Consider the following 15,095-nt stretch of genomic DNA (forward strand, 5'->3'; position numbering starts at 1 on the left):
CGTCTTGAACGTCCTGAAAGGCAACCCGATGAGCGACCATCTGACCTTCCAACTGGGCGACTTCACCACCCAGCACGGCGCGACCCTGCGCGGGGCGCACCTGGCCTACACCACCTACGGCGAGCTCAACGCCGACAAGTCCAACGTGATCGTGTACCCCACCTGGTACTCCGGCCGGCACTGGGACAACGAGTGGCTCATCGGCCCCGGCATGGCGCTGGACCCGGAGCACTACTTCATCATCGTCCCGAACATGCTCGGCAACGGCCTGTCCACCTCGCCGAGCAACACGCCTCCGCCGTACGACCGCGCGCGCTTCCCGCACATCACCGTGTACGACCAGATCGAGGCCCAGCACAAACTGGTCACCGAGGAGTTCGGCATCGAGAAGATCGCGCTCGTCACCGGCTGGTCGATGGGCGCCGGACAGACCTTCCAGTGGGCCGTCAGCCATCCGGAGATGGTCGAGAGGATCGCGCCCTTCTGCGGGTCCCCCCGCACCAGCGCTCACAACAAGGTCTTCCTCGAGGGCGTCAAGGCCGCGCTGACCGCCGACGCGGTCTTCAACGGCGGTTGGTACGAGGCGGACAAGTGGCCGACCACCGGACTGCGCGCGCTCGCCCGGGTCTACGCGGGATGGGGTTTCTCGCAGGCGTTCTACTGGGAGAAGGAGTACGAGAAGCTCGGCTACACCTCCCTGGAGGACTTCCTCGTAGGCTTCTGGGAGGGCTTCTTCCTCGACGGCCGCGACCCGAACAACCTCCTCACCATGCTCTGGACCTGGCAGAACGGCGACGTCGGGCTCACCCCCGGTTTCGGCGGGGACACGGAGGCGGCACTGGGCTCCATCAAGGCGACCACGCTCGACATGCCCGCCGAGAAGGACCTCTACTTCCCTCCGGAGGACGAGGAGTGGGCCGTCAGTCACATACCGGGGGCCGAACTCCGTGTGATTCCCGGCATCTGGGGCCACTTCGCCGGCGGCGGCAGCAGTCCCAAGGACACCGAGTTCATCGACACCGGGATCAGGGAACTGCTGGCCAAGCCGGGCGGATTGGCATAGCCATGAAGAGCAGACTTCCCCACGAGGTCAGCGCCTCGATCATCGCCTTCGCCACCGTCTTCCTGCTCCTCAGCCCGCTCCACATGCCGACCTGGGCGATCTTCATCACCTGGGCCGGGACGTTCATGCAGGGCGGCCCGAGCATCGCCAACGCCATCTCCATGATCACCGCCACGACGACGGGGGCCGGGTTCGCGGTGGTGGCCGTCCTGCTCAACCGGGAGACCGGCACGATGTTCGGCACCGGGGAGTTCGCCCAGACCCTGGCCCTGGGTGTGGTGATCTTCTTCGTCAACGGAACGCTGCTGGCGACCGGCCGGCTGAAGCCGTTCGCGCTCATCCCGGCGATGTTCTTCGGCTTCGCGTCGACCTTCGCCACCTACTTCGGCGGATTCGGCTACGACGCGGGGAATCTGGGAGCCTCGTTCGTCAGCGCCGCCTCGATGTGCGCCCTGGGCCCGCTCGCGGCCACCCTCGGAATACGGCTGATGTTCGCCAAGGCGGCCGTCACGCCGGAGCCCGAGAAGCAGCACGAGACCACGGAGGTGACGCCTTCGACGAGCGAGGCACCCGCCTGACCCGGCCACCGGAACGAGCCGCCGCTGCGTGGGGTGGGCCGACCACGGCTCGCCCCACGCGGCTGTGCCCGGAGATCGAGTTGGACGGCGTCGGTAGACGCGGGGCCGACCGGCACGCGCACCGCGGACCGGCAGCCGCACCCCGCCGCGGCCGAGCCCGGCGGGGTGGTGGGATGCTCCCCGCCACGCCGGCCCAGCCGTCCCGAAGGACACCCGGACCGCCACGAGGCCCCGCTCTCCCTCTGGTCATGCGTCGGCGCGCGGACGTCACGGCACCGGGATCGCCTCAGTCGGCCAGCAACTTGAACGTCCGTTGGTGCCAGACGAGCGGACTGCGGTCGTCGTCGGCCATCATGGCGAGCACACGCAGAACGATGATGTCGTGGTCGCCGGCCGGGTAGTGGTGCTCGATCGCGCACTCCAGCCAGACCGGGGCGCCCTGAAGGAAGATCGCGCCGGATGCCGTTTCCTCCGTGCCGAGGCCCGCGAACCGGCTTGCCTTGCTGGGGGACGCGAGTTGCCGGGCCTTGTCGCCGTGCTCCTCGCCCAGGACGGACACGCCGATCGCCCGCGCGCGGGCCAGCACCGGCCAGGTCGTCGAGCTGTGCTGCACGGCGAAGGAGACCAAGGGCGGTTCGGCGGAGACCCCGACGGTGAACGACGAGACGATCATGACGCTCGGGTCGCCGTCGACGCGCGCCGACAGGGCTGCGACCCCTGACGGGAATGCGGCGAACGCCCTCTTCAGCTCGCCGAGATCGGAGGTGAGGGTTTCCATGGTCGTCATCGTGCGGTCCTCGTCTTCGCGGCATCGAGCACGGTCCGGCCCCACTGCCCGGCCCAGCGGGCGAGTGAGTCATCCGTCGTGTAGGTGGAGTCGAGCTGGTAGAGACCCTGCGCGGGGCAGGTCGCACCGAGTTCGACGAGTACGGGTTTGAGGGTGAGTTCGGGGGCGAGGGCGTGCGCGGGTCCCGCGCCGAGCATGAGGGGCAGCGCCACCTGTCCGGCGAGGCCGGTCTCCGTGGCGATCTGGTCGAGGAAGAGCTTGAGCAGGCCGGTGTAGGTGCCCTTGTAGGTGGGAGACGCCGCGATCACGATGTCGGCCGACCGCACCCGCTCGACGGCCGCGGTGACGGCCGGATCGCCCCAGGTGACCAGGCCTGCCCCGAGTCCGGCGACTTCGAGGACCTCGCAGTCCAGCCCGAGGGCCCCGGCGAGGCGTTCGGCGGCATCACGGGTGCGCGAGCCCGCCTTGGGGTTTCCTATGACGGCGACGGCCTTCATCAGGCGACTCCTGTGGGTAGATGGGGAGCAGGAGCGGCGGCTGACGCCGCGGGAGATCCGGCCCCTGGGCGGTCGACCCGGAGGAACACGGAGGCGAGGAGACAGAGCAGTCCGGCGGCGGCGAGTCCGCCGAGGGTTGCGGCGTAGCCGAATCCGGCCAGGAGCACGGCGCCGGCGGCGCTGCCCAGTACCGCGCCGAGTTGCTTCACGGCGTTGAAGGCTCCCGACGCCGCCCCGACCTCGTCCGCGGCGACCGTGGTCACCGCCGCGATCGACAGGGGCGACCAGACGAACGAGTTGCCCACTCCGTACACCGCGAATGCGGCGGTCAGGGCGGGGATCGGCGCGTCCGCAGCGACGAGTACCGCCGAGGCCGCGAGGGACAGGACGAGGGCGGACGAGCCGAGGGCGGCGACGCCGCGTGGCCCGATTCCGTTGTTGAGCCGGGCCGAGACCGGAGCTCCGAGCAGGCACACCACACCCATCGGTACGAGGGTGAGTGCCGCCGCGCCCGGGGCGAGCCCGCGCTCCCGCTGGAGGTAGAGCATCAGCGGGATCATGGCCGAGCCCGCGCAGAAGGCCGCGGCGGCGCCGCCCCAGGCCGCGATGACGAACCCGCGGCTGCGCAGCAACGCGACCGGCACGAGCGCGCGCCGCCCGTCGCGCCGCTGCAGCCAGACCACGGCCACGACGATCAGCGCGCCGGCGGCGGTGAGCACCCAGCGCGGTACGCCCCACGCGTCGGTGCTCACGGCATCCGTGCCCTGGATGCCGAGGACGAGTGCGCCGACGCCGCTGGCGTTCGCGCAGATCGCCCACACCGGGATGCCCACCTCCTGGCGGGGCAGGACGGGTACGAACGCGGACACGGCGACCATCGCCGCCACGCCGACCGGGACGTTGACCCAGAACACCGCGGGCCAGCCGCCGACGGCGACGAGCAGGCCGCCGACCAGCGGGCCGGCGGCCACCGCCGCGCCGCCGACCGCGCCCCAGACGCCCAGCGCGACGGCGAGGCGCGGCGGCTGGAACAGCGCCTTGATGAGGGTGAGGCACTGCGGTGTCATCAGCGCGGCACCGACGCCCTGGGCCACCCGCCAGCCGATGAGCGCCTCGACGGTGGTGGCCGACGCGCACAGCAGCGACCCGAGCGTGAAGGCGGCGAGTCCGATCAGGTGGACGCGCCGGTGGCCGTAGCGGTCGCCCAGTCGTCCCGCGGTGATCAGGGGTACCGCGTAGGCGATGAGGTAGCCGCTGTTGACCCAGATCGCGAGGGTCTGGCTGGTGTGCAGGCCGGTGATCAGCGCGGGCAGCGCGACCGAGGTGACGGTGCTGTCCAGCAGCAGCATGAAGAACCCGGCGCACAGGCTGCCGAGGGCGAGCCAGTGGCGCCGCTCGCTCCCTGCGGTCATCTCACACCGCCAGGTTCTCGCGCAGCGTGGCGCCGGGGTAGGCGGGTGCGAGGGCACCGCGGCGGCGCAGTTCGGGGAGCAGCAGCTCACTGATGTCGGTGAAACCCGAGGGCATGGCCGGCGGGCAGGAGATCATGTAGCCGCCGCGTGACCCGGTCGCGGCGAAGTTCTCCTCCAGCGCGTCGGCGACGGTGGCGGGGTCGCCGACGATGCTGTGATCGAGACCTGTCGCGCGCTCACTGCCGTGCGTGAAGAACTCGCCGCGGCTCATCGTGTGGTCCTCCCCGAACCGCGCGATGAGGGAGCCGACGAGGCCCGCGGGACTGGCGTTCGCCGCGACGATCTCGTCGCGCACCTCGGCCAGGCGGAAGGACGGCGGAAGCGTCGAGAAGTCGTACCCGGCGTTGTGCGACAGGTGGGTGGCGACGGCTTCCTCGTTCCAGAACTCGTGCACCGCGTCGCGGCGCTCCCGTGCCTCGGTCGCCGTACGGCCGACGATGACCTGCGTGGCCCAGAGGATGCCCACGCGGTCCGGTTCGCGCCCCTCGGCGAGAAGTGCCTCGTCGAGCAGCTTGCGGTGGCGCTGCTGGGCCGTGAGGTCGCCGCCGAAGCCGAAGACGAGATCGGCGAACCGTGCCGAGGCGGCGATGCCGCGGGGCGAGTTGCCCGCCTGGACGATGAGCGGGTGGTGCTGCGGACTGGGGACCGACGCCAGTGGGCCCTTGACGGTGAAGAAGCGCCCCTCGTGGTCGATCGGGTGCACCTTCCCCGGATCGGCGAACCGGCCGGTGTCCCGGTCGCGCACGATGGCGTCGGGTGCCACCGAGTCCCACAGGGCGCGGCAGACCGCGATGAACTCCTCCATCCGCTCGTAGCGCAGGTCGTGCTCCATCAGCTCGCCGAAGCCGTAGTTCGCCGCGTCCGCGCCACGCGTCGACGCGACCACGTTGAAGGCGATGCGCCCACTCGTCACGTGGTCGAGGGAGTTCAACAGCCGGGCCACGTAGAACGGGTGCATGAACGTCGAGGAGTACGTCAGCCCGAAGCCGACCTTCTCGGTCACGGTGGACATCGCCGCGATGACCGGTGACATGTCGTGGCGCGGCCACTGGATGCCCCACTCCACGGCCGGTTCGATGCTCCCCCGCCAGGTGCTGGGTATGCCGCTGCCGTCGCCGAAGAACAGCATCCCGACCCCGGCACGCTCGGCCGTCCGCGCCAGCTCCATGTACATGCGTACGTCCGGGAAGTCCCGTCCGGCCCAGGAGCCCTGCCGTGCCCACGCGCCCTCGGTGTGGGTGAAGGAGAGGTCGAAGGCGATGTGCATGCCGGTCACAGGGCTGCCTTCTTCCACAGGTCGACGACCTCGTCGGTGTCGCCGATCACGGCCACGTTGAGTCCCAGCTGCACGAGCGCCGCGGCATGGACGTCGAGGTCGTAGGCGGCCGTGGCGTCCCGGGGAACGAGAACGGGCCAGTCCAGTTGCACGGCGTCCTGGGCGGTCGCGTACACGCAGCACTCGCTCGTCAGGCCCACCACGGTGAGCCAGTCGCAGCAGGCCGCGTGCAGCCGCTCCTCGAGATCGGTGCCGAGGAATCCGCTGTACGCGCGCTTGACCACGCGCGGTTCGCCCTCGGCGGGCCCCATCCGGTACCACTCGGCGCCCGGCGTACCCAGCACGCACGGCTCGTCCGGGCTCATGAGGGCGTCGTAGTCGCCTCCCCGCAGCCAGTTGCCCGCCCGCCAAGGCCGCCCGGGGTCACTGCCCAACTCGACCCACACGACGGGGACATCGGCCGCACGGGCGGCGTCGACCAGGTCGGCGATGCGGGTGACGGCCTGGTCGAGCGCCGCCAGAGCGGCATCCGTCGGTCCGTATGCCCGCAGGCGGTCCGGATCGGCGAAGTCGCGCTGCACGTCGACCACGACCAGCGCGGGCCTGCTGCCGGGCCGGGTGAGGTGGGCGAGCTGTCTGTCACGCAGATCGGACATCAGGCCGCCACCTCGTCCCGGGCGCGCAGGGCCGGCAGCACGGTCTCACCGAACAGCAGCATGTCCTCGTCGTACTCCGGGAAGATCAGCATGAGTCCGTCGAGGTCGGCCTCGCGCACGATGTACTCGATGTGGTCGGTGACCGTCCGCGCCGATCCGGCGACGTACGGGGTCTGGAACGCCGCCTCACCACCCGCGCCCTCGGCCCACGCGCGGGCCTGCTCCTCGGGCATGCCCCAGGTGCGGCTCATCTGGGTGAGCGCCTCACGGTCGAGACCCGCGCTCCACTCCTTCACCTTCTTGGCGGCGAGTTCGTCGGTCTCGTCCTGGACGACGGTGAGCATGGAATAGGTCTTGCAGACGCGGCCGCCCGCCTTCGCCCGCTCGTGGACGTCCGCCGACAGCTCCCGCATCTCGGCGAGGCTGTCGGCGGCGAAGAAGGCGCCGTCGGCGTACTTGGCCTGGAAGCGGCGGGCCTCCTCGGACCTGCCCGCGTTGATGATGGTCGGGCGGACGGCCGGATGCGGGCGGGACTCGCAGTCGACGAGGTCGAAGTACGGCGTGCGCAGGGTGACGGAGTCCTCGCTCCACAACCGGGTGACCGCCTCCGTCCACAGCTCCGTCATCCGGTAGCGGTCCTCGTGACCGAGCTGCGGGTCCCACACGCCGAACTGCTCGAACTCCCCCGCGTAGGCGCCGTTGACGATGTTCATGCCGACGCGGCCGCCGGAGATGTCCTGGAGGGTGGTGTACATCTTCGCCGCGATGGCGGGGTTGTGGACGTTCGCGTGCATCGTCGCCCAGATCTTGACCCGGCTGGTCGCCTCGGCGAGCGCCGACATCATCGTCATCGACTCCAGCGAGCGGCCCCAGTGGTCGGTGCTGCCGCCGAAGCCGCGCCACTTCGCCATCGACATGATGAAGTCGAGGCCGATGGTCTCAGCGTGCAGGGCCGCGCGCTTGTTCCACGCGTAGTTCGCCTCGGGGTGGGGAGCGGTCGTCGACAGCATCCATCCCCCGTTCCCGATGGGGAGGAAGATTCCGTAGTCTTTCGCGGGCATGTGGTGCGCCTTTTCATGAGATGTCTGATCCGCGTGGAGGAATGAGCCAGGGCGGCGAGCGCGGCGGCCCCGGCGCGATGCGGCTACGGGGCGGGCCAGACGAGCTTGCCGTCGGCGTAGACGTCCTCGACGTAGGAGGTGTCGAACCAGCCCTCGGCCTGGTCGGCGGTCACACCGCCGGGCACGATCTCGAACTGGTGCAGCATGTCGACGATCCCCGCGACGTTCTCGGGGTCGATGCCGCCCAGCGGCTGTCCGGGCGTCGGATGGTCCTTGACGTAACGCGTCTCGGTCTTCCAGATGGTCGTGTTCAGCTTCTTGTCGTACGTCGGTCCGGACAGCTCGGCCGCGTATCCGACGCATTCGGCGATGTGCTTGTCGCTGGAGTCGCAGTAGCCGTAGGCGTGCAGCGCGGCGCGCAGGATGTCCTCGACGGCGTGCGGGTGCGCCTTGGCGAACGCCGGGTTCACCGCCATCGCGCCGAGCGAGCTCGGGACGTCGTAGTCGACCGGCTTCCAGACCGTGACGGGGTGGCCGGCCGCCTTGAGCTGGTTGGGCTCGTTGGAGACGAATCCCGTGAGGGCTGCGAGGCCGTTCTGCCTGCGCGGCAGTACGGAGGGGTCGTAGCCCTGCTTGACCAGCCTGAGCGAGTCCCACTTGACCCCGGCCTTGACCAGCATCGCCCTGACGGTGGCGGGTACGTAGCCCTTGTGGCCGACGACCTTGCCGTCGAGCTGCGTCAGTTTGGTGATGTCCTTGTTCGTCATCAGGACCTCGAGGCCCGCGTTCGAGTACGAAGAGATTCCCGTGATGTCGATCCCGTTGGCCCGGGCCTGGATGACGTCCTGCTCGGCGACCGGCCCCACGGTCGCCTGACCGCTGGCGAGCAGCTTGGTGTTCTGCGCCGTGTCGCCGCTGCCGGGCTTGAGGACGACGTTCAGGCAGAGGTCCTTGAAGTAGCCGAGCTTGCGCGCGGCGACGTATTCGAGGATCGACACCGACGACTGGTACTGGTAGCCCGACAGGTAGGTGATCGTGCCGGCGGCTTTGTTCTCCGCGCAACGCTTCGCGGAGATCGCGGAACCCGCCGAGCCCGCCGAGGTGTCGGCGGCGGAGTCCGCGCCGCATCCCGCGGCGCCGGCCGTCAGCGCGACAGCGGCGAAGGCGGCGAGCCCGGGTCTGATGAGGCGGTACCGCATGGGTGACGTGGGTGACGTGGGTGACATGGGTGACTCCAAACTGGCGATGACCGCCGGGAAACGGTGCGCGTGAGGGCATGAGGTGCCGAGCGCCCCGCCATCGCGGGCCACTGGCTGAGTGAGGGAAGGGAAGAGGGGGAGGGGAGAGCAGCGGGACGCGGCGGCCGAGTCAGTTGTGCGCGCTGTCGTGCCAGTGCAGCACGCGGCGTTCGACCAGCGTCACGGCAAGCAGCAGCAGCACGCCCATGACGGCCAGGACGAGAATCGAGGCGTATACGACCGGCAGCTGGTTCATGGACGAGGCCGTGCTGATCGCGGTGCCGAGGCCGCGGGTGGATCCCGACGCCGACATCTCGGCCACCACGGCGCCGACGATCGACAGCGGGAAGACGATGCGCAGCGCCGCGAACAGGAACGGCAACGCGTTGGGGATGCGCACGTGCCACAGCAGCTCGAAGCGGCCGGCATCCATCGTCCGGTACACCTGCAGCACCTGCTGCGGCACGGACCCCAGACCGGCCGCCGTGTTGATGAGGATCGGGAAGAAACAGATCAGGCCGGCGATGACGAGCTTGGGCAGCGGACCGAAGCCGAAGGCCACGACCAGGGCGGGCGCGATCGCCACGAGCGGGGTGACGTTGAGCACGACGGCGAGCGGCATGACGGCCCGGCGCAGGAGCGGCAGTTCACTCGTCAGCACCGCGAGGACGAACGCGGCGACGAACCCGATCGCGAGGCCGCCCGACGCCTCGCCCACGGTCACCAGGGCGTTGTCGACGTAGTAGCCGAACTGACTGGTGAGCGAGCCGCCGATCTTCGACAGCGGCGGCAGCAGGTAGGGCAGTTCCCGGGCCGCCCACTGCCACAGGACGGCGAGGACCGCCAGCATCACCAGGAGAGGCGCCCACACGGAGGGCCGGACCCACCCGATTCGGGACTTCGGATGCCTGAGGCTGAAGCGCGACGGTTCGACGGGCCGCTCGCTCTCGGCCGCCAGGGTGGCGTGTTCGTCGGTTACGGTCATCTCCAGGCCCCCGCTCATGCGGCTTCGCCGCGCCAGGCCCGGCGCAGTCGGTCTCGGATCAGGTCCTCGTACTCGTGGAAGCGGCGCTCCCCGAAGAGGCGATCACCGCGTGGCCGGGGCAGGTCGACGTGGATGACGTCCACGATGCGGCCGGGGCGCGGGGCCATGACGACCACGGTGTCGGAGAGCCGGACGGCCTCGGACACGGAGTGGGTGACGAACAGCACCGTCGTCTTCAGCTCGTCCCACAGGTCGAGCAGCTGGTCCTGCAGGCTCTCGCGCGTGAACTCGTCGAGCGCCGAGAACGGCTCGTCCATGACGAGTACGTCGGGCCGCAGGCCGAAGGCGCGTACGATCGCGGCACGCTGCCGCATACCACCGGAGATCTGCGCCGGGAGCTTGTGCATGGCCTCTCCGAGACCCGCCTTGACGAGGAGCTCGCGCATATCGGGGGCGGCCGGCGCGGACTCGCGCTCCACGAAGCCGGCGATGCGCTCGCGGCGCCCGGCCGACCCCTTGTTGATCTTCTGCGGCAGAGTGACGTTGCGGAGCACGGACAGCCACGGCAGCAGGGCGGGGCTCTGCGGTACGAGCCCGATCATCTTGGCGGCGCATGCCTGCGCCGGCGGGACGCCGTGCACCCGGACCTCGCCACGGTCGGGCCGCTCCAGGCCGGCCGCGAGGCGCAGCAGTGTCGACTTGCCGCAGCCGCTGGGCCCGATGAGGCTGACGAAGCGGCCGGACGGCACCGTCAGATCAACGTCGTCGAGGGCATTCGTCGCGGACGGCCCGAACCCGTAGACCCGGTGCACCGACCGCAGCTCAAGTGCTGGCGTACCAGTCACCTTCACGCTCCCATCCATGTCGCGAGCGCGAAGGCTCGATCCTGGAAGTCGGAGAGCGTGCGTAGCGAGTGCGAGACTGCGACGCGGAAATCCGCTTAGGTGCTCCCGACACTAGGAGCGCCGTGTTTCGCCATCTGACCGCACTGTGTTTCGTGGACCTTACGCTCGGCTCCCCAGTGTTACGACCGTGTTCCCGTCGAAGACGTAGACCTCGATGCCGAGGTCCGCCGCCGCGCGTGCCACCCAGCCGCCGAGGGCCTGCACGATCAGCTCGGTGACGAGGAGTACCGTGCGCTCGGCGGTCGGCACCGAGTCCCGCAGCCAGAGCAGCTTGAACATGTCCGCCATGACCTTGTTGCGGTAGGCGGGCTTGTAGGCACCCTGATTGCTGACGAGCTGGACGAGCACGCGGCGCGCGGCGTCGATTCCCTCGACCTCGACGCGGCTGCCGTCGGGCAGCATGAGCGGCTTCGGCCGCAGGCTGGTGCCGAGCCGGTCGCCGAGGGCCAGCAGCATGCGGCGTTCGATGGACCCCTCGGTGAACCGGCTCCACTCGGTAGGGGCGTCAAGGACTGTGAGGCGCACGCGCCGGAGTCTAGGAAGCGCCCGTTTCGCCCGTGTTTCACGTTGTCGGTCTGTTCCTGTCCCTGCGTCCCATCTGGGTCCAAGCACCGCCCAGGGACCACGCCAGCGCGATGGACTGGACCCGGCAACGCTGACACGCGGCACTTCGACAACAGGACCTCTCGCTCTCGCTGGACTCGACAACCGCGAGCTGCCAAGAGGCCCTTCTTCCATGCCTGCCGACGGCCAACTCGCCCGAACCAGGCTGCTGTTCGAACGCCACCGACCACGCGAGCGGATAGCGAAAAGCCGGTAAGCCCGGGCATTCCCTCGGGCTCGCGAGGGGCACGCCGACCCGTGTGACAGCAGAAGAGGTTCCCTGGCCTGCGGACATCTGATGGCTGTCTGTGACGGCCGATGGGAAGTCGCTGGCCGTACGCGCGGGAGCAGCGCCGCGCGACGGCCAGCTGCGCGCGTATGGCCGCGCGTGTGACAGCTCCACCCGGCGGGCTGCCAGGGGTGCATCGTGATCCGTGCGATATCCGGCCGAGCTGGTACGGCGGGACCGCCGGTGCGACGGTAGCCGGACTGCGCTCTCTACCGATATCGAGGCCCATCATGTCCGGTCTGCCGTTCTTCGCCCCCTGGCTGGTGCTGGCCTCCGCGCTCTGGGCGATGCTGCCGTTCCTTTGGCCCCGGCAGCGGCGGGCGGGCATCGTCATCGCCGTCTCGCACCTCATCGGGACGCTGGCGATCGCACAGCCCTGGACCGAGAACTGGTACTGGGATGTCGGGTGGTGGCTGATTCTCGTCTTCGGGCAGGGCACCCTTATCGCGCTGGGACGGTTGGTCTTCGAACTCAGCCCGCTCGGCGCCCGTCGTCACCGCGCGGGGCCCCGGTTCCCGGGTAGCGACCCGGTGGTGGCCCAGCCCGGGTCATGAGCCGGATCACGCGTTCCACAGGTCCCCGGTCCGAGGACACGCGGGGAGATGTTGGCCGGCACCGTGCGGCAGTACTGGTTCACCTGGCGGTCGCGATCGCGCTGGGAGCGTCGAACCTGTCGGAGGCCCGTCGCCCGGGAGTTACCGGTGAGTGAGAAGTCCTCGAGGGCGGGGTGATGGCCAGACCCAGGGCCTCGCGGGCACCGACGGTGGTGTCGCCGTCGACGTACTCGTAGCCGTTGTCGTAGTGCAGGCGGTACGTGTCGGCGTCACCCGCCGTGGCGGCCTTCGCCCAGTCCGCGCGGGCGTCCTGCATGTCCTCCACCAGGGCGTCGACGGACCTCTCCGCGTTGCCCGGCCAGGTGTGGCCGCGCAGCGCGTCCGCCTGCTCGCCGAGAACGTCCCGGACGTCCGCCGCCCAGTCCTTGTTGGCGTCCAGATCCTCCTCGGCGTCTTCCTCGGGCTCCTCGTAGAGGACCTCGTCGACGGCATTCATCGCCTTCAGGAACGCCAGCTGGTCGGCGTCGAGTATCGATTCGTCCCTGCGCAGCGGGCCGTTCAGCCAGCCGTACGCGCCGGTGTGGGTGAAGACGCAGGTGATCTTGTTGCCGCTCCAGGCCCAGCTCTCCGCGGTGGGCGTGAGGTAGTTGACGTCGACCTTGTCGGTCAGCCTCCAGTGGTCCATCGCGTAGGTGTCCTGGAGCGTCCAGCACTCGTCCTCGGCCTTGTCGGTGACGTAGTCGTGGCCCGGGTAGTCGCCGTCGGACAGCGGGACGGTGCCGAACACCTCGGCATTGTGCTCGTAGTTGCAGGACACGGTGTCGACGTGGTCGGCGTTCTGGTCGAAGCCCATGCCTGGGACGTCGAAGCACTCGCCCTTGGCGAGGGAGTAGGTGCTGCTGCCTTTGGTGTCCTCAACGAAGCCCTCCCAGGCGTCGGAGACGACGTTCGTGAACAGCCACACCGCCCACAGGGCGAGTCCGAGGCACGACACCACCGCGCCCCCGATCGCCATGCCCTTGCCGTGCTCGCCCCGCTTCTTGATCTGCACCAGCGCGATGATCCCCAGGACCAGCCCCACGGCCGGCAGGAAGCACAGCAGGCCCAGCACGAGGGCGGCGATGGCGACGCCGTTGACCGGGGCGGGGCCGGCGAAGGGGGCGTAGCCCTGGCCCCAGACCTGGTAAGGGGGGTGGGGGTGCGGCACCTGCGGTCCCTGGGGGTGCGGATTCGGGTCCTTCACCTGTGGGGACGGGTACAGGTTTTGGGGCTGCTGGGACCCGGAGGACGGGGGTATGGACACGGGTACCGTGCTCCTGATTCAGGACTGACGTGCGACTGTTCGAGTCGCTGTCAATACGTGTGGATTGCGGCAACGCATAACCCGCGCGCGGCAGCGAGGCCTCCCACCGGCGAGTCGGCAGTCACGTGGACGTAGACCTGGCAGATCGCGGTGACGAAGACCATCACGGCCAGTGCGTTCGCCGGGAGGCGGGTCGGGGGCGGGGCGCCCCGGAAGGTCGGAGGCCACAGGACGTGATGGGCACGCACGCCCTCCCCCAGGCGGACGGTCTCTCGCCGGCGGTCACCGACCACACGCCTCACAACCGGGTTCTCCTTTCGTGCTCCACCCCCCACGGCCTACGAGCGCACGGAAGCCACGGACACGCACGACTTTGGCCCACCGCTCGCCCGGTCGGCATCCGTGGAATCACGTGATCCACCACGTAGCCGGCGTCGGCCACGGACGGGGACGCGTCACCGACCTGCGAATGCCGGAACACGCCGAGCTGTTCTTGTCGAAATGGACGCCGAACCAGTGCCGCGGCAGGCAAAGTCCGCGTGAGCCCGTCATCGCCGGGCAGCGTTTCGCCGGTGAGACCGCCGCCCGCGTCGTGCGCCGTGACCTGCCGATTCCAGGTTTTCCGCAGGTACACCGAAGCCGGGAGCGCCACGATGACCTCTGCCCGGCCGCCGACGCCATCGTGGGGCGGCCGACCGACCGAGGGGGGACGATCATGCCGATCCAGGAGGGCGCCGCCGTCCCCCGTCACACCACAACCGGCGTTCCCGACGCCCAGGTCACCGTCCACCCCGTCACCACGGACGACGGACTCGGCCTCCAGCTGACCCGTTTCCGCCGGGCGGAATGCGACGACGTCGTCCTTCTCGTACATGGACTGACCGCGTCCAGCGACCTGTTCATCATGCCCGAGCACCGGAATCTGGCGACCTGCCTCCTCGACAACGGTTTCGCGGACGTATGGACGCTCGACATGCGGATGAGCAACCGCTTCCCGTACAACACGGAACCGCACGCACACACCCTCGACGACATCGCCCTGTACGACTACCCGGCCGCGCTCGCCGAACTGCGCCGGCATGTCGGCGAACGGCGGGTGCACGTCGTGGCGCACTGTCTCGGGTCGATGACCTTCCTCATGAGCCTGTACGCCGGCGCCGTACGGGACGTCACCAGCGTCGTCACCAGCGCGGTCGGCCTGCTGATGCGCGTACCGGCCTGGTCGCGCTGGAAGCTGGCGTACGGCCCCGCGCTCGTCGAGGGCGCGCTCGGGCTGTCCCAACTCGACCCGCGGGGCGGCGACGCGGCCTGGTTCAGCCGGAGCGGGCTGTTTGCCCGCCTGGTGTCACTGGCGCACCCGGAGTGCGACAACCCGGCCTGCCACATGGTGAGTTTCATGTGGGGCACCGGCTGGCCCGCGCTCTACAGCCACGACAGACTCGACCCCGTCACTCACGACCGCGTCGCGGACCTGCTCGGCCCTGTCGGGCTGGGCTACCACCGGCACATCGGAAGGATCGTACGAGCGGGTCGTGCCGTGAAGTACGACGCCGCCGAGCCGCGCCACGCGTGCCTCCCGGACGACTACCTCGCGACGGCGGCCAAGGGCGGCCCACCGGTGCTGTTCCTGACCGGCGAGAACAACCGCGTCTTCGGGGACTCCGTCGTCCAGGAGCACGAGACGATGTCGCGGGAGACCGCTGACCCCGACCGCTACGAACTGTTCGTCGCCCCCGGCTACGGCTACGTGGACACGATCATCGGCCGGGACGCGCACCGGGACGTGTTCCCGCACCTCCTCGACTTCCTCCACCGAAGGGCTGTATGA

General features: G+C 69.8%; 15 protein-coding genes. 4 read left to right on the forward strand and 11 right to left on the reverse strand.

All coding sequences use genetic code 11. From position 1 onward, the window contains the following. Positions 1-28 precede the first annotated feature (28 nt). Both ACIBVL_RS03935 and ACIBVL_RS03940 read left to right on the forward strand, forming a co-directional pair. A complete protein-coding gene (locus ACIBVL_RS03935) occupies positions 29-1,063 on the forward strand; it encodes an alpha/beta fold hydrolase (RefSeq protein WP_399091259.1) in 1,035 nt (344 codons plus the stop codon). Between the two features lie 2 nt (positions 1,064-1,065). Next, positions 1,066-1,641 (forward strand): DUF1097 domain-containing protein, encoded by a 576-nt coding sequence (locus tag ACIBVL_RS03940; RefSeq protein WP_399091261.1) that lies wholly within the window; start codon positions 1,066-1,068, stop codon positions 1,639-1,641. 286 nt (positions 1,642-1,927) lie between these two features. Here the strand turns inward: ACIBVL_RS03940 and ACIBVL_RS03945 are convergent, their stop codons facing one another. The 10 genes from ACIBVL_RS03945 to ACIBVL_RS03990 form a co-directional block, all read right to left on the reverse strand. Further along, positions 1,928-2,428, reverse strand: a complete 501-nt coding sequence (locus tag ACIBVL_RS03945; RefSeq protein ID WP_399091264.1) for a flavin reductase family protein — start codon at positions 2,426-2,428, stop codon at positions 1,928-1,930. Continuing rightward, positions 2,425-2,925, reverse strand: coding sequence for an NAD(P)H-dependent oxidoreductase (locus tag ACIBVL_RS03950; RefSeq protein ID WP_399091267.1), 501 nt, complete (start codon positions 2,923-2,925; stop codon positions 2,425-2,427). The genes ACIBVL_RS03945 and ACIBVL_RS03950 overlap by 4 nt, the downstream gene beginning before the upstream one ends. After that, positions 2,925-4,337, reverse strand: a complete 1,413-nt coding sequence (locus ACIBVL_RS03955; RefSeq protein WP_399091270.1) for an MFS transporter — start codon at positions 4,335-4,337, stop codon at positions 2,925-2,927. The genes ACIBVL_RS03950 and ACIBVL_RS03955 overlap by 1 nt, the downstream gene beginning before the upstream one ends. Position 4,338: 1 nt before the next feature. Further along, a complete protein-coding gene (locus tag ACIBVL_RS03960) occupies positions 4,339-5,664 on the reverse strand; it encodes an NtaA/DmoA family FMN-dependent monooxygenase (RefSeq protein ID WP_399092039.1) in 1,326 nt (441 codons plus the stop codon). Between the two features lie 5 nt (positions 5,665-5,669). Further along, positions 5,670-6,329, reverse strand: coding sequence for a cysteine hydrolase family protein (locus ACIBVL_RS03965; protein WP_399091273.1), 660 nt, complete (start codon positions 6,327-6,329; stop codon positions 5,670-5,672). Then, positions 6,329-7,390 carry an LLM class flavin-dependent oxidoreductase gene (locus ACIBVL_RS03970; RefSeq protein WP_399091276.1) on the reverse strand — a complete coding sequence of 354 codons (1,062 nt, stop codon included), beginning with the start codon at positions 7,388-7,390 and terminating at the stop codon, positions 6,329-6,331. Before ACIBVL_RS03970 ends, ACIBVL_RS03965 begins: the two co-directional genes overlap by 1 nt. 83 nt (positions 7,391-7,473) lie before the next feature. Then, on the reverse strand, positions 7,474-8,589 hold the full coding sequence (locus ACIBVL_RS03975; protein WP_399091279.1) for an ABC transporter substrate-binding protein: 1,116 nt from the start codon (positions 8,587-8,589) through the stop codon (positions 7,474-7,476). A 169-nt stretch (positions 8,590-8,758) separates the two neighbouring features. Continuing rightward, complete coding sequence (locus tag ACIBVL_RS03980) at positions 8,759-9,613, reverse strand: ABC transporter permease (protein WP_399091282.1); 855 nt, start codon at positions 9,611-9,613, stop codon at positions 8,759-8,761. A 14-nt stretch (positions 9,614-9,627) separates the two neighbouring features. Next, the gene (locus tag ACIBVL_RS03985; protein ID WP_399091285.1) at positions 9,628-10,458 is read right to left on the reverse strand and encodes an ABC transporter ATP-binding protein; all 831 of its coding nucleotides are present in this window, start codon (positions 10,456-10,458) and stop codon (positions 9,628-9,630) included. Between the two features lie 159 nt (positions 10,459-10,617). Further along, positions 10,618-11,043 carry a hypothetical protein gene (locus ACIBVL_RS03990; protein ID WP_399091288.1) on the reverse strand — a complete coding sequence of 142 codons (426 nt, stop codon included), beginning with the start codon at positions 11,041-11,043 and terminating at the stop codon, positions 10,618-10,620. 597 nt (positions 11,044-11,640) lie between these two features. On the opposite strand from ACIBVL_RS03990, the gene ACIBVL_RS03995 reads away from it, so the two are divergent. Further along, complete coding sequence (locus ACIBVL_RS03995; protein ID WP_399091291.1) at positions 11,641-11,964, forward strand: hypothetical protein; 324 nt, start codon at positions 11,641-11,643, stop codon at positions 11,962-11,964. Between the two features lie 79 nt (positions 11,965-12,043). Here the strand turns inward: ACIBVL_RS03995 and ACIBVL_RS04000 are convergent, their stop codons facing one another. After that, the gene (locus ACIBVL_RS04000; RefSeq protein WP_399091294.1) at positions 12,044-13,267 is read right to left on the reverse strand and encodes a DUF4190 domain-containing protein; all 1,224 of its coding nucleotides are present in this window, start codon (positions 13,265-13,267) and stop codon (positions 12,044-12,046) included. A gap of 715 nt (positions 13,268-13,982) precedes the next feature. On the opposite strand from ACIBVL_RS04000, the gene ACIBVL_RS04005 reads away from it, so the two are divergent. Beyond that, a complete protein-coding gene (locus tag ACIBVL_RS04005; protein WP_399091297.1) occupies positions 13,983-15,095 on the forward strand; it encodes an alpha/beta fold hydrolase in 1,113 nt (370 codons plus the stop codon).

It is taken from the genome of Streptomyces sp. NPDC049687 (assembly GCF_044465285.1).
Classification (GTDB): Bacteria; Actinomycetota; Actinomycetes; order Streptomycetales; family Streptomycetaceae; genus Streptomyces.

Bases quoted from the DNA above. Each gene is read 5' to 3' on its own strand.
- ACIBVL_RS03935 (WP_399091259.1), top strand. From the start codon at position 29: ATGAGCGACCATCTGACCTTCCAACTGGGCGACTTCACCACCCAGCAC.
- ACIBVL_RS03940 (WP_399091261.1), top strand. From the start codon at position 1,066: ATGAAGAGCAGACTTCCCCACGAGGTCAGCGCCTCGATCATCGCCTTC.
- ACIBVL_RS03945 (WP_399091264.1), bottom strand. From the start codon at position 2,428: ATGACGACCATGGAAACCCTCACCTCCGATCTCGGCGAGCTGAAGAGG.
- ACIBVL_RS03950 (WP_399091267.1), bottom strand. From the start codon at position 2,925: ATGAAGGCCGTCGCCGTCATAGGAAACCCCAAGGCGGGCTCGCGCACC.
- ACIBVL_RS03955 (WP_399091270.1), bottom strand. From the start codon at position 4,337: ATGACCGCAGGGAGCGAGCGGCGCCACTGGCTCGCCCTCGGCAGCCTG.
- ACIBVL_RS03960 (WP_399092039.1), bottom strand. From the start codon at position 5,664: ATGCACATCGCCTTCGACCTCTCCTTCACCCACACCGAGGGCGCGTGG.
- ACIBVL_RS03965 (WP_399091273.1), bottom strand. From the start codon at position 6,329: ATGTCCGATCTGCGTGACAGACAGCTCGCCCACCTCACCCGGCCCGGC.
- ACIBVL_RS03970 (WP_399091276.1), bottom strand. From the start codon at position 7,390: ATGCCCGCGAAAGACTACGGAATCTTCCTCCCCATCGGGAACGGGGGA.
- ACIBVL_RS03975 (WP_399091279.1), bottom strand. From the start codon at position 8,589: ATGCGGTACCGCCTCATCAGACCCGGGCTCGCCGCCTTCGCCGCTGTC.
- ACIBVL_RS03980 (WP_399091282.1), bottom strand. From the start codon at position 9,613: ATGACCGTAACCGACGAACACGCCACCCTGGCGGCCGAGAGCGAGCGG.
- ACIBVL_RS03995 (WP_399091291.1), top strand. From the start codon at position 11,641: ATGTCCGGTCTGCCGTTCTTCGCCCCCTGGCTGGTGCTGGCCTCCGCG.
- ACIBVL_RS04005 (WP_399091297.1), top strand. From the start codon at position 13,983: ATGCCGATCCAGGAGGGCGCCGCCGTCCCCCGTCACACCACAACCGGC.